Consider the following 14,529-nt stretch of genomic DNA (forward strand, 5'->3'; position numbering starts at 1 on the left):
TTTTTCTTGCTGCGGCTCATGTGGGCGGAATCGGGGCGAATTCAGTTTATCCTGCGGATTTTATCTATCAGAACATGGTGATTGGCTTCAATGTTGTTGAGGCGGCACGCAAAAACGGTGTAAAAAAGCTGATGAACCTCGGCTCAACCTGCATCTATCCTAAAATGGCTGAGCAGCCGATAAAGGAAGAGTCTCTTCTTACAGGTCCGCTTGAGCCTACGAATGACGCTTACGCTCTTGCGAAAATCAGCGTGATAAAACTTTGCACGGCGTACAACAGACAGTTCGGAACAAACTTTCTTTCTGTGATGCCGACGAATCTTTATGGAATCGGCGACAATTATGAGCTTGCTGGAAGTCACGTTTTCCCTGCGATGATTAGGAAATTCCACGAGGCAAAGGCGAGCGGCGAGGATGTCGTTCATCTTTGGGGCGACGGCTCTCCGTTGCGCGAATTCCTTTTTGCAGGCGACTTGGCGGATGCGGTTGTCTACCTTATGGAAAACAAGAACGCAGAAGATTTGCGAACTCCGACTGGAGACTTCGTGAATGTTGGAACCGGAAAAGAGCTGACAATCAAGGAGCTTGCCGAAACAATCCGAGCGGTTGTTTATGCTGATGTCGCAAAAGACGGAAGAACCTGCCGGATTGAATGGGACGCTTCAAAGCCTAACGGAACACCAAGAAAACTCTGCGATGTAACCCGCCTGAACAACCTAGGCTGGAAGGCAAAAGTCGATGTCCGCAAGGGAATTGAAATCAGCTATGACGACTTTCTGCATGGAAAGGTGCGAAAGTAAACATCATTTTTTTTTAGCAAAATAAAAGTAAAAGGCTTCGATATTGTTTAGTTACCGAAGCCTTTTTTATATATTTAATTGTTGTTTTCTTTTATTGTATTAGATGGTTGTTTGATGAAAATCTTTGGGAGAAATAAATCATAAAATATTTTGGTTGAAGTCGGTAATTATAATAATTTAAAACATAGTTCAAATGAATATGCATATAGAAAACTTGTTCTTGAGCCGCTGTCGTCTAGTGTTCAGTTGAAATTGATAAAAAAATATAGTGGAAAATCATTTTCTTTTTATATGACTTGCATATTGCCTATATATCCTGATTATTCAAAAAATGATTGTATTCATCCTTCTTTTATAGTTGAAACTTTGGACGGGATAAAAATATTAAAAAATGGTAATTGGAAACTTGTACTGCTAAAGATAATTATTGCTTTAGTTTTAGTTTGATATGTGGCTATTGTAAACTTGTTATGCTGGAAACTCCGGTAGAATATCAACACAAAGGATTTGCAGGGGCTGCATTGTGGATATCATTATCGAGTATAACAAATTTATAGAAACAGAGTCGTATCAGATGTTAAAATATTTAAGAAAAATTAGATATATTGCGGGTGAAGCTATACCTTGTGGAAATTGTGCATTAAACTTTGAAAGACTAATAAATTTTTATAAAAAAAATGGATTTTCCGTTAATGACACAAATAAAATACTTTTGATATTTGAAAAGTGATTTTTGATGGCATTTTGATTTCTTTTTATATTATGTTGCCGATTCTATCAGCAATAGAAGAGTAGATTTAAGGAGAAAATATTTTTGGAAATAACCGACCTTTTTAACAATATAAAAGACGTTTTTAATAAACCTGTTTATCTTATCAAATTTCTTTCGATAGCCATAGTTTTTGACATTAGTTCAGTCCTTGCTGCTCAAGAAAATTTGATTTTGTTTTATTTTTCATTTGATAAACATAGAATAGAATGTGTTGAATCATTAGTCAGATTAGTGTTTTTAGGGACGCTTATATGTTTTTGTGTAAAAATCATAATAGGCGGAATTTGCAGGATTGCTTTGGCACATTGGAAAAAAGAATATATTTCTAATGCAAAAGAAAATCTTTCTGTTGAAAATGCTATAAGAATTGCAGAGCGGAAAAATAATGAATTTGCATATAAAAAATTCTCTGAATGTAAACAGGCAATTTTTCAAGAACAGTCGATGTTTTGCGATATTGCGATTAACTTTTTGCTGGCTATTGTATATAGTCGCTTTTATCTTAGAGGTCTTACTGCTTTTAATTTGATTAAGATGCCGATATTATTTCTCGTGGTTCTGGTTTATTTTGTGATTTTAGTAATTATAATACTGACTCTTCTTAACAAGAAACTGTCGTACAGTACTGATTTCAATTTGGATTCTTGATATTATTTGTAACTCAACGGCTTTGGTAACATTTTGTTGCCGAAGCCGTTTTTTTGCACACGCATTTCTTTGGTTTTCAACTTTATTTTTCCCATTGAAGAAACCATTTCTTAGCGGTAAAATAAAAATATTATGGCTAAGAATCTTTCGGAGCTTTTGGGCTCTTTTGACTATATTTCCGTGGAAGGTGACGGAAAAACTGGATGTATCCTTTCTTCGGACTGTGTAATTTCTAACCTTGCTTTTGACAGTCGCGATGTTTCTGAGGGTTCTCTTTTTTTTGCGCTTCCGGGAACTCATACTACTGGTAATATTTTTATCAGTGACTGCATTAAAAAAGGTGCGGCGGCTGTTATTTTTCAGGACGATTTTGATGAAAAAACGGCTTTGGAAATTCAGAATGCCCTTCAAAATTCCAAGAATAAACCTGTTTTTTTACGCGTAAAGGACAGCCGTAAGGTTATGGCGCCTGTTGCAGCCTGTTTTTTTGATTATCCTTCTCAAAAACTCGGTGTTATCGGTGTTACTGGCACTGAAGGCAAATCTTCAACTGTAAGTTTTATCTGGCAGCTTTTGCGTCTTAACGGTCATAAGACTGGCTTTATTTCTACCGTTCAGTATTCTGTTGGCGGTGAAGCCCTTGCTAATCCTCAGCATACTACAACTCCTGAAGCTCCTGTAATTCAAAATTATCTTGCTCAAATGGTTCAGAACGGCTGTGAATACGCTGTAATCGAAACTTCAAGCCATGGTCTTTCTCCTAAGCTCAACCGTACTGGAAATATTGATTTTGACTGTGGTGTTTTTATGAATGTTACTCTCGAGCATCTTGAATTTCATAAAACTTTTGAGCAGTATCGCGACGACAAGGCTAATCTTTTTAGAAAACTTGACGAAAATTCTCACCAAAAAACTATTCTAGGAAAAAAAGTTGCTGTTCCTTCTTTTGGAATTGTAAATCTCGAGGACGAATCTGCCTCTTTCTTTATAAAAGCTACAAAACAGCCGGTTATTGGCTTTACAACGGAAGGCAAGGCCGGAAAACAGGCTGTCGCTGGTCTTGAAGAACAAAAGCCGCTTCCTCCAGTTCCTCCTTCTATTCCTTATCTTGTTGGCCGTAACATTGCGAGCGCGGCTTATGGGCTTTCGTTTAGCATTGTTGAGCCGAATCTTGTCGATAAAAATTCAAAACCTGTTGCCGCAGGCGTAATCCATATCAAGGCTTCTCTTCCTGGTGCTTTTAACGCATACAATATTATGGCGTCTTTGATTGCCGTTAGCCGTCTGACTTCGACCCCGCTCGAAAAAGTTGCAGAAAAAGTTTCTGAACTTGTGCCTGTAAAAGGCCGTATGACGGAAATTGACGAAGGCCAGCCTTTTGAAGTTATCGTGGATTACGCCCACACTCCTTCTAGTTTTGAAACTATTTTTCCGCCGTTAAAAAGACGCGCTTCTGGAAAGATTATAAGTCTTTTTGGTTCTGGCGGCGAACGCGATTTAAAAAAACGTCCTTTGCAGGGCGCTATTGCCGCTCGTTTTTGCGACGTTGTGATTTTGACTGATGAAGATCCGAGAGGTGAAGACAGTGTTGCTCTTCTTGAGCAGATTGCTGTTGGTGCAAAAAAAGAGGGCAAAGTTTTGAATAAGGATTTGTTTATAACTGCTGACCGTCCGTCGGCAATTCGTCAGGCTTTTAAAATGGCTAAAAAAAATGATATTGTTCTTTTGCTTGGAAAAAGCCATGAAAATTCAATCATTTATAAAGACGGACCTCATCCTTACGATGAAATTTCTGAAGCAAAAAAGGCCCTTGCAGAAATGGGCTACAATGCGAATTATGGGAGATAAAAAATAAAATGAATGTGACTGTTATTTACGGCGGAAAGTCTGGCGAACACGAGGTTTCTCTGGTTTCTGCGGCTTCTGTTGCTAGAAATATCGACAAAAAACATAAAATCACCCTGATTGCAATTACAAAGACCGGAAAATGGTTTTTGCAGCCGGAAACTGAGCTTGAAAGAATCAGAAACGATGAAAAATCTCATTTTGAAATAACCGAAGACAAAATAAATGAGGTTTTTGCAATTCCTGGCGGTGGAAAACAAAGAGCCTTTGTCGTAAACGGATGCGAAATTCCGTGCGATGTGGTTTTTCCGGTTTTGCACGGAACTTTTGGCGAAGACGGAACGATTCAGGGGCTTTTTGAAATGATAGGCGTTCCTTATGTCGGATGCAGTCCTTTGGGTTCTGCAATTACGATGGACAAAGAAAAAACAAAAGCTGTGCTTGAAAATGCCGGAATTCCTGTTGTTCCTGGAATTTGCGTAAGAAGAAGCGACCTTGCTGACTGGAAAAAATACGATGAAATTTTGGAGAACGCCCAAAAAAAGCTTGGTTTTCCGATGTTTGTGAAGCCTTGTTCTGCAGGTTCTTCTGACGGAGCTAATCTTGCCGTTGACCTGCGTCATTTGAACAGCGCAATTATTGATGCTTTTGATTGGGACGATAAAATTCTTATTGAAAAGGCTGTAAATGCCCGCGAAATTGAATGTTCTGTAACTGGAAATCCTACAATCTGTGATGGACAGAAAAGTTTTGAGGTTTTGACGGCTTATGGCCCTGGAGAAATTGCTCCTAAGCATGATTTTTATGATTATGACGCAAAGTACAATGACCCTGACGGCGCTGAGCTTTTGATTCCTGCGCGGCTCGAAGAAGATAAGCTGGAAGAAATTCGGAGTTTGGCAAAAAAAGCGTATGCTGCGCTTGATTTGTGCGGATTGAGCCGTGTTGATTTTTTTATGGACAAGGATTCTTCTGAAATTTATTTGAACGAAATAAATACAATGCCTGGTTTTACGCAAATTTCGATGTTCCCGAAGATGTGCGCAAAATTTGGGCTTGATTTTACTGCGCTGACTGAACTTTTGATGAACGAGGCTCTGTCAAAATTTGAAGCGGCTTCTAAATTAAAGACATCGCGCTGATTTTTTTAGAAAAAATTCTGCGTTAGCGGGTGGAGTGGCGGCTGTGCCGTTCCGGGGCTTTGCGCCGGAATGAAACCACGCAACACGCGGCCTGCCAAAACTGGCAGGAAACGCCCGTCTTAAAAATTTTATTGGAGACAAAAAATGGCTGATTTGAATGAACCTCTTCCTCCTGTTCCGAAAATTTATCCGGAAGGCTGTTTTTTTGACAAAATCGAGGATATTGCCGGAAAGCACGTTGTTGTTATGGGACTTGGGCTCAACGGTGGCGGCGAAGCGAGCGTGCGTTTTTTGCTTAAACATGGGGCTTACGTTCTTGTTACGGACATGAAGACGGCTGAACAGCTTGCTCCGACAATAAAATCGATTTCGGAAGACCGGGAACTTGATAAAAACCGGCTGACCTACCGTCTTGGCGAGCATAAAATCGAAGATTTTGAAAATGCGGACTGTGTAATTAAAAATCCTGGCGTAAAATACGACGGAAATAAATTTTTGGCTGCTGCAAAGGCGATTGAAACGGACATCAGCCTGTTTTTGCATTTTACTAAGGCGCCGATTATTGCGGTTACCGGTTCTAAGGGAAAAAGCTCGACTGTGAGCGCGATTTACTATGGTTTGAGGGAAGCTGGTTTTGAGGCGTTTCTTGGCGGAAATATTACTGTAAGTCCGCTGACTTTTCTTGAAAAAACGAGCGGAACTACTCCTGTTGTGCTTGAGCTTTCGAGCTGGCAGCTTGCCGACTTGCACGGAAGAAAAGCTCTAAAACCGCACATTGCGATTATTACGAAAATTATGCCTGACCATCAGAATTTTTATCATTCGATGCTTGCCTATGTCGCTGACAAAAAGCTGATTTATGCTGACCAGACTAAGAAGGACTTTACGATTCTTGATTTTGATGATGATGCGGCTTGTGACGGCGGAACTTTGATTGACAACTGGGGAAATATTTTTGCAAAAGAGACAAAGGCCCAGGTTTTGAGATATTCTAAGTCAAAATTGCCGGAAGGCGTTTTTGGCGTATGGCAGGATAAGAATGGAAATGGAATCTGCCGTCTGCCGGAAAAACTTTTGAGCCGTTATGCGCAAGGACACGGAAAAACAACCGATACAATTTTGAAGGAGCTTGTTGTTCCTGGCAAACATATGCGTCTTAATGTTTTAAACGCCGCCCTTGTTCTTGAGCTTATGGGTGTTGCTCCTGAGCAGACTGTCGAGATTTTGGGAAAATGGCACGGAATTGAACACCGTCTTGAATTTTTTCATTCGTACACGGTCAAATATAAGTCGGGAAATTCCTGTGTCTTTAGGTTTTACAACGACAGCGCGGCGACTGTGCCTGAGGCGGCGGCGGAAGCAACCCAGGCTTTTGGAAAACCTGTTGTTTTTTTGACTGGCGGAACGGACAAGGGGCTTGATTTAAGTCCTGTCGCTGATACGATTTCTAAAAGTACGGCTTTTAAACCTTCTTCGATTTATATGCTTGAAGGAAGCGCCAGCGACAAGATGATCTGCGATTTTAACAGGGCGAATATTTCGTTTAACGGACCTTTTAAAAATCTTGACGAAATGCTCAAGTCTCTAAAAACCGATATTTTGTCAAAGAATTGTTCCGGTGAAAAAGTTGTGGTTTTTAGTCCGGGCTCTACGAGTTTTGGAATGTTTATGAACGAATTTGATCGCGGAAATCAGTTTAAGGCGAAAGTCCGCGAGATTTTTATATAGACGGAATACAAGTCCTGGAGAAAAAAAATAGCCATGAAAAATACTGGAAAACTGCATGTAAATCTTATCGCCCTTGATTTGGACGACACTCTTTTAAACGACGAGCGCAAGATAAGTGACAGAAATGCAGAAATCTTAAAGCGATGCGCCCAGCGCGGAATTTACGTTGTTTTGTGTTCTGGCAGGGCAGAAGACGGAATCAAGCCTTTTGTAAGCAGACTGAATATTGCTGCCTTGGAAAGCGGAAAATATGTAATTGCAATAAACGGTTGCTCTATTTTTGACATGCACAAGCGTATTCAGATTTACAAAAAAACTGTGAGTGGCGAAGTCCTTTTGGAAGCGCATAAAATTGCTGTTGAAGAAGGTTTTGAAACAGAAGTTTATTCTGACGGCAAGGTTTTTTACAGCAAGGAGACGGACTGGACCTTGCGCGATGTCAGAATGTGCGGATTAAATGGAGAGGAAGCTCCAGATTTTGAAAAATTTTTGCTTGAGAACCAGAATTCATTTTTTAAAATGCTGATTCCTGGAGAACCTGAAAAAATTCAGGAACTGCAAAAAAAATTGAAGGCCAGCCTTGGTGAAAAAGCTGTAATTTTTACGAGCAAACCTTATTTTTTGGAAATTTTGCCGCCGGATTGTGGAAAAGGCGAGGCGATTGAATGGCTTTCTTCTTTTATAGGCATTGACCACAGCACGACTCTTGCCTTTGGCGACAGCATGAATGACGAAAGCATGATTGAAAAATGCGGTTACGGAGTTGCAATGGTGAACGGAAACGAGCACATAAAAAGTATTGCGGATTTTGTGACGGAAAAAACAAACAATGATGACGGTGTTGCAGATTTTATAGAAAAATATATTCTGTAAGTTTTTTGTAATTAAGATTTTTGATGATTTAGCCAGAATGTCGAATTTTGAAAGGAACAGTCATTTAAGAGCCATTTCCGTGCTGCGACACTGCGATATTTACGTAGCAAACTCGGTTAGGAATTTGTCGGAACTTTTCAATAGAAGATTATCGGCTCAAGCCCGATGATGGCATTAAATTATAAAACTCGAAATTAAGGGTATTTAAAACGAAAATGGGCGTCTAAAGACAATTTCTATCTTTGGACGCCCATTTTTTTATGGTTTGTCAATACTTAATTATTTTTTCCAAGGATTTTTGCGGATGAATGTCTCGTCGCGTTCGTATCCTACGGAGATTATTCCGACTGGAGTTTTGCAGTAGTCTTCGATAAATTCAACATATTCGCGCGCTTCTTTTGAAAGTTTTGAATATTTGCGGATTTCTTTGAGGGATTTTTTCCATCCTGTAAATTTCTGGAGAACTGGTTTTGCGTTTTCCATGTCTTCAACATTTGCCGGGAAGTCTGTCACGATTTTTCCGTTGATGTCGTAGGCAATGCAGGCTTCAATCTGTTCCATTGGATCGTAAATATCGAGATGTGTCAAAACAAGGCTGTCGATTGAGTTTACACGGCAGGCATAGCGCAATGCGACAAGGTCGAGATAACCGCAACGGCGTGCTCTTCCTGTTGTTACACCGTATTCACGTCCAGTGTCGCGTACTTTGCGGCAAAGCTCGCTTTCTGCTTCGTCCGAATCATTGAATTCTGTCGGCATTGGACCGTTTCCTACGCGAGTTTCGTAAGCTTTAAAGACGCCTAAGATTTTGTCTAAATCATGTGGACCGATTCCGCAACCTGTTGCAGCGCCAGCAGAGCATGAAGCTCCAGAAGAAACATAAGGATATGTTCCTGAATCAATGTCGAGCATTGCGCCCTGCGCACCTTCAAAAAGAATGTTGCTTTTGCGGTATTCGTACATTTTTTGAGTAAGGTCAACGCGCATTTTTATAAGCTGATCTTTGTATTTGTTGATGAATTCTAAATCTTCGCCCCCAAATTCATCCATTTTTTGTTTCCAGTCGAGGTCTGCAAGACGAATGCCGTCGCGCTGTGCTTTTTCTGAATAGGCGATTCCAATTCCGCGGCCTGTTGTTCCAATTGGGCGTTTGCGCTGAGAATCGCGATCTTTGTCCATTTGGCGGTAGCGTGGAAGAATAATGTGTGCACGGTCAGAAATAAAAACACGTCCTTCCCAGTTGATTCCGTTGTCTTTGAGCATCTGGAGTTCGTTAAAAAGTGCTTCTGGATCGATGACCATTCCAGCGCCTAAAAATACAGATTTGTTTGGATAAAGAATTCCGCTCGGAACTTGATGAAGCGCAAACTGTTTTCCGTCAACTACGATTGTATGACCTGCATTTGGACCGCCTGCGTAGCGAACAACGTATTCAGCATCTTCGGCAAGGTAATCAACGATTTTGCCTTTTCCTTCATCACCCCACTGGGCACCAATTACAACGACCTTCATAAAAAGCTCCTGCAAAACAAAAAACTAAATTTGTGTCGCCTCTGCAAGGGTTCTCACAAACGGCACTAATTTTATCATAAAAAAAGTTCTTATTCAATTAAACAAGACATTAAATAGACGTAGCAGGAAAAGCCTGTGCTGTTTTTTTCTGCACGCCGCTTAAAATCAGTTTTTCTCTCGCAGTTCTACACGACGGATTTTGCCAGAAATTGTTTTTGGAAGGGTTTCGGCAAATTCGATTATGCGGGGATGTTTGTATGCCGCCGTTTTTGACTTTATAAACTCAAAAAGCTCGAGTTTTAGCTCTTTTGTAGGTTCAAAGCCTTTGTTTAAAACAACGGTTGCTTTTATTGCCTGGCCGCGTTTTTCATCTGGAATGCCAGTTACTGCACATTCCAGAATCGCTGGATGCAAAAGAATTGCGCTTTCTACTTCAAAAGGACTTACTCTGTAGCCGGAAGTTTTTATTACGTCGTCTTTGCGTCCTATAAACCAAATGTAGCCGTCTTCATCGTAATATGCAACGTCGCCAGTGTAATAGTCGTCTCCGTTAAATGCTTTTTTTGTCTGTTCTTCATTTTTATAGTAGCCGGAAAAAAGTCCTGTCGGGCGCTGACCGTGCAGATGGATGACAATAGAGCCTTCTTCGTTTGGAGGGCATTTTGTTCCGTCTGACCTGACAATTTCCAAATCATAGCCAGGAGCAGGCTTGCCCATTGAGCCTGGTTTTATTTTCATTCCGGGAAAATTTCCTGCAAGAACGGTGGTTTCTGTCTGGCCAAATGCCTCGTGCATTTCGAGACCTGTTGCTTCATATACTTTCTCGTAAAGCTCCGGAGGAAGGGCTTCGCCTGCCGTCACAATGTGCTTTAAGGCTGACAAGTCGTATTTTTTTATGTCGGCTTTAACCATAAAGCGGAAAGTTGTCGGAGGCGCACAGAAAGTTGTAACGCGGTATTTTGAAATAATTTCGATTGTTTTTGATGGCGAAAAAGTTGCCATATCGTAAACCATTACCGCAGAACCGCAGATCCACTGTCCGTAGAGTTTTCCCCACATAGCCTTTGCCCAGCCGGTTTCTGCGACCGAAAGATGAAGTCCTCCGTCCATAACGTTCTGCCAGTATTTAGCAGTAACAATGTGTCCAAGAGGGTAGGTAAAGTTGTGCTGAACCATTTTTGGGTTTCCGCTTGTGCCGGAAGTAAAGTAAACGAGCATTGTGTCGCTGTTTTCTGTCGGGCGGGTGTTTTCTGAATCAAAATCTCTGGCCTTAAAATTTTCAATTTCGTCATAATAATTGAGCCAGCCGTCGCGATTTTTTCCGACTGTTACAACATTTTTGACTGTCGGTGAATTTTTGAGGGCAGATTCAATTCTTGTCTGAACCTCCTCATCTTCGTACGAAACTATCATTTTGATTTCGGCGGCATTTGTTCGGTACTCAATGTCTTTTGTTAAAAGCTGGTTTGTTGCAGGAACGGCAATTGCTCCGATTCTGTGCAGAGCAAGCAGAAAGAACCAGAATTCGTAGCGGCGGCGCAGAATAAGCATAACTGTGTCGCCTTTTTTGATTCCGTGGAACTTCAAAAAATCAGCAGTTTGCTTTGAACGTTCCGAAATTTGGCTGAAAGTAAAGTAATGGCTTTTTAGAGTGTCGTCGCACCAAACCATTGCCAGTTTTGAAGGAACAGTTTGCGCATAGCGGTCTACAATATCGTAGGCAAAATTGAAATTTGCAGGAATTTTAAGTTTAAAATTTTTCTTTAAATCCTCGTAATTACTGTATACTGTTTCGTCCTGAACGAAATCTTTGTAAAAGTTCATTTTTATTCCTAAAATTATATTTAATGTGCATCCTCCTAGTTAGACACGAATTTTTTTTAAAGGTTGCAGAAAAACTTATTTAGCCCAAACTTCGAGTTTTATGATTTTATGTCGTTATCGGACTTGACCCGGTAATCTATTGCACTTTTTTTGCAAGATTGCCGTGTCAAGCACGGCAATGACACTTAAATTACTGTTCTTATCAAAACTCGACATTCGGGCTATTTATTTACAGCTTTTATGATTGAATCGATGTTTTTTACGATTGATTCTGCGATTTCCGGTTTGTTCATTGTGTAAATGTGAATTCCCCGGATGCCGTTTGAAATTAAATCTATAATCTGGTCTGTGGCATAAGCGATTCCTGCCTGCTTCATAGCTTCGCTGTCGTTTCGGAAGCGGTCGCAAAAAGAAAGGAGCTTGCGTGGAATGTATGCATTTGAAAGGTCAACCATTTTACTTACCTGATTTGCGTTTGTAATCGGCATAATTCCTGCCAGAACAGGAACGTGAATTCCTGCGGACTGGAGACGGTACAAAAATGAATAAAGCATATCGTTGTCAAAAATCATCTGCGTAGTCAAAAAATCGACTCCGGCTTCGACTTTGTGCTTTAAGTTTTCGATGTCTGTGTCGCGGTTGGAGCTTTCCGGATGTCCTTCCGGATAACATGCGCCTCCTACACAGAATCCGTTTTGCTTTAAGAGCGGAACAAGGTCGGAAGCGTGGAAAAATCCTGAGGGAAAAAGGTTTTCTCCTTCAAAAGCGTCTTTTGGCAAGTCGCCGCGCAATGCAAGCACATTGGTTATGTTTTTTTGTTTGAGGGTTTGGATTGTCTGTAAAAGCTGTTCTTTTGTCGAGCGGACGCAAGTTAAGTGCGCAAGCGAAGCTGTTCCTGATTTTTCGACAGCCTGTGCAAGGTCGGAAGTGTTTGTTTGTGTTGAACCGCCTGCCCCGTAAGTTATTGAAATAAAATCTGGCTTTAGAGAACTTAATGAAAGCGCAGTTTTTTTTACTGAATCAAAAGCCTCCTGTTTTTTTGGAGGGAAAATTTCAAAAGATATGGTAACTTTTTTAGAATTTAAGATTTCGCTGATTTTCATGGTTTTTAAGTTTAACAGAAAAAAGTTTTGTAATCTATATTTGGGAAAAATCTGCGTTTTTTTGGAAAATTTGCGTCAGGGGCTGTTAGCCGCGAAAGCGGTTCGGACGCGCTTGCGCGGCTGAACGGAAAAATTGCGCAGCAATTTTATAACGCAAAGACCCGGCGGGCTGTCCTGGCAAGGTCAGCCCGGACGCCCGCAAGTTAAAATTCGCTTTGATTTTCTTCCAGCTGCCTTAAAATTGCAGAATCCATTTTTATGTGAAGGTTTTTTTCGTTGGAAGGCAGAACAAGTCCTTTGGGGCCGTTTTTTGCGCGGCGAAGGTGCTTGACCTGTGTGTAATAGAGGTCGGCTTCTCCGTTTTTGCGCGCCTTTGAGTAATAAACTGCAAGGTTTCCGGCGGCGAGCATAATTTCGAGCGGAACTGTTTTTCCTGAGCGTGCCTTTATAAAGACGTAGCCTCCCGGATAATCGCGCGTATGAAACCACAAATCCGGACCTTTTACATAATGGCGCAAAAGCTCGTCGTTTTCTGTGGCGTCGCGTCCAACAAGAATTGTCCAGCCCTTTGATTCGTAAGAAAGTCCCGGCCGTTCGCTCTGCTCCTGCTGCCGCGGTTTTTGCTGTTTGCGCAGGAGCTGTTCAAGTTTGACGGGATTTTTTTCTGCGAGCATTGAATTGTATTTTTTGTCGAGTTCGGAAATTTGTTTTTTTGAGAGGAGTATGTCGTGCTCCAAATCTTCGAGTCCGTGGCTTTGCCTTTTGTAAGTTTCGTAGTATTTTGCGGCGTTTTCGTGAGCTGATTTTTTCGGGTCGATTTTTATGTGGACTTTTTTGCCGTTTTCAAAGTCTTCGCAATCGAGGTAGCCGGAAGAAGCCTGTCCGTTTGTAAACATATAGCTGTAGGAAAGAATTAAATCTCCCCAGTGTTTCCATTGTTCCGCATTTAAAAAATCGCTTCGTTTTCGCTCAAGTTTTTCGAGCGCGTTTTCGAGCCTTGTTTTGTGCGAATTGTACCATTTTTCTGCCTGTTCGAGCAGTTTTTCGGTCGAAGTCCGTGAAGCGTTTTGAGAATAGAATAAATCGACTTTTTCGTTAAATGAAAGCTCTTTTGAGGTTTGTCCGCTGTTTTTTTTGTCTTTTAAGCCTTTTAAATTTTCCGAAGAATTTTGAATTTGATTAAAATCGCGGACTGGAAATTTTTGAAGGCTTAGGTTTTCCTCTTCGAGTTTTTCTTTTTCCGTCAAATCTGTAAAAATTTTAATTTCTGGCAAAACGAGAATTTCGCCTGAAATTTCGCCTTTTGCAGGACGGCGGTAAAAACTGTCAAAAATTACATTTTCTTTATTGCATAAAAAAATGTTTCCTGCGTTTGACCAAAGCCTTATGTAAAGATTTAATTCTTTAATTCCGTCTTCCTCGGCCTGGATTTTTTTCTTTTTTGCAAATTTTTCCTGGGCGGCAGGCATTACGTAAACCGGACCTTCGCGGTATGTTGAAATTTTTATAATCCGCTCTTTGCCAAGTTGCCGGCATTCCGTAATTTTTGCGCCTTTTATTCTTGAGCGAAGAATTTCGTAAAAACGCAGAGGTTTTTCGTTTTTTGGAATTTTTCTTTTTACTTCGTTGAGCCTGCATTCACCTGCGGCGAGGCAGATAAAAACTGTTTTTGGAACGCCGGGTTTGTAAGTATAAAGTGCAATCGAATCAAATGAAGGCTGTACAATTTCCTGAATAAACGAGCCTGTCAAATCCAGTTCTTTTAAGATTAAATCGATTTCGTTACAGTTAAGTGACATAAAAAAGGTTGGTTTTTGTTTGAAAAAAATGCCTGGAACTTTTATTGCCGCACAAAAAAAACTGTACGGCAATAAAAAATTTGAGCTTAAGCGGCTGCAATTTTTGAGGCTTAAACTCTCTGAAATTTATTTTTTAAATTTTGCTTCGAATTCTTCAAGAACTTTTTCTGGAGCTGGGCGCGCGTCGATGTCTACGAGGTTTCCTTTTTCCTTGTAAAAATCAATGAGCGGAGCTGTAGATTTTCTGTAAACTACAAGTCTGTTCTGAATTGATTCTGTTTTGTCGTCATCGCGGGTGTAAAGTTCTCCGCCGCATTTGTCGCATTTTCCTTCAACTTTTGGCGGATTGAATTTTACGTGGTACATCTGTCCGCAGTCTTTGCAGCATACGCGGCCGCCAAGACGCTCAACAACAGCTTCGTCTGCAATGTCGAAGTTTACGGCAGCGTCGATTTTTGCAAAAGATTCGAGCGCTTCTGCCTG

Annotated in this window: 11 protein-coding genes; 6 read left to right on the top strand and 5 right to left on the bottom strand. The window is 40.8% G+C overall.

Translation table 11 applies throughout. The features are described 5' to 3' along the window. The 6 genes from B2X33_RS08570 to B2X33_RS08595 form a co-directional block, all read left to right on the top strand. A partial coding sequence (locus B2X33_RS08570; RefSeq protein WP_296669016.1) for a GDP-L-fucose synthase family protein occupies positions 1–800 on the top strand: 800 nt, incomplete at its 5' end. A gap of 814 nt (positions 801–1,614) precedes the next feature. Then, positions 1,615–2,220 carry a hypothetical protein gene (locus tag B2X33_RS08575; protein WP_296669018.1) on the top strand — a complete coding sequence of 202 codons (606 nt, stop codon included), beginning with the start codon at positions 1,615–1,617 and terminating at the stop codon, positions 2,218–2,220. 132 nt (positions 2,221–2,352) lie between these two features. Continuing rightward, positions 2,353–4,068 (top strand): Mur ligase family protein, encoded by a 1,716-nt coding sequence (locus B2X33_RS08580; RefSeq protein ID WP_296669019.1) that lies wholly within the window; start codon positions 2,353–2,355, stop codon positions 4,066–4,068. Between the two features lie 8 nt (positions 4,069–4,076). Further along, positions 4,077–5,207: a D-alanine--D-alanine ligase family protein gene (locus B2X33_RS08585; RefSeq protein ID WP_296669021.1), complete on the top strand. Its 1,131-nt coding sequence runs from the start codon at positions 4,077–4,079 to the stop codon at positions 5,205–5,207. Between the two features lie 144 nt (positions 5,208–5,351). Next, positions 5,352–6,935 carry a UDP-N-acetylmuramoyl-L-alanine--D-glutamate ligase gene (gene murD, locus B2X33_RS08590; protein WP_296669022.1) on the top strand — a complete coding sequence of 528 codons (1,584 nt, stop codon included), beginning with the start codon at positions 5,352–5,354 and terminating at the stop codon, positions 6,933–6,935. Between the two features lie 33 nt (positions 6,936–6,968). Beyond that, a complete protein-coding gene (locus B2X33_RS08595; protein WP_296669024.1) occupies positions 6,969–7,808 on the top strand; it encodes a Cof-type HAD-IIB family hydrolase in 840 nt (279 codons plus the stop codon). Between the two features lie 279 nt (positions 7,809–8,087). Here the strand turns inward: B2X33_RS08595 and purA are convergent, their stop codons facing one another. The 5 genes from purA to B2X33_RS08620 all read right to left on the bottom strand — a co-directional run. After that, positions 8,088–9,320, bottom strand: a complete 1,233-nt coding sequence (gene purA, locus B2X33_RS08600; RefSeq protein ID WP_296669025.1) for an adenylosuccinate synthase — start codon at positions 9,318–9,320, stop codon at positions 8,088–8,090. Between the two features lie 165 nt (positions 9,321–9,485). Continuing rightward, positions 9,486–11,144, bottom strand: a complete 1,659-nt coding sequence (locus tag B2X33_RS08605; RefSeq protein WP_296669027.1) for an AMP-binding protein — start codon at positions 11,142–11,144, stop codon at positions 9,486–9,488. A 221-nt stretch (positions 11,145–11,365) separates the two neighbouring features. After that, positions 11,366–12,247 (bottom strand): methylenetetrahydrofolate reductase [NAD(P)H], encoded by an 882-nt coding sequence (gene metF, locus B2X33_RS08610; RefSeq protein ID WP_296021646.1) that lies wholly within the window; start codon positions 12,245–12,247, stop codon positions 11,366–11,368. A 203-nt stretch (positions 12,248–12,450) separates the two neighbouring features. Continuing rightward, entirely contained in the window at positions 12,451–14,046 is a 1,596-nt protein-coding gene (locus B2X33_RS08615; RefSeq protein ID WP_296669029.1) for an NFACT RNA binding domain-containing protein, read from the bottom strand. Between the two features lie 126 nt (positions 14,047–14,172). Continuing rightward, a partial coding sequence (locus B2X33_RS08620) for an adenylate kinase family protein (protein ID WP_296669030.1) occupies positions 14,173–14,529 on the bottom strand: 357 nt, incomplete at its 5' end.

The organism is Treponema sp. UBA785 (assembly GCF_002297065.1).
Lineage (GTDB): Bacteria > Spirochaetota > Spirochaetia > Treponematales > Treponemataceae > Treponema_D.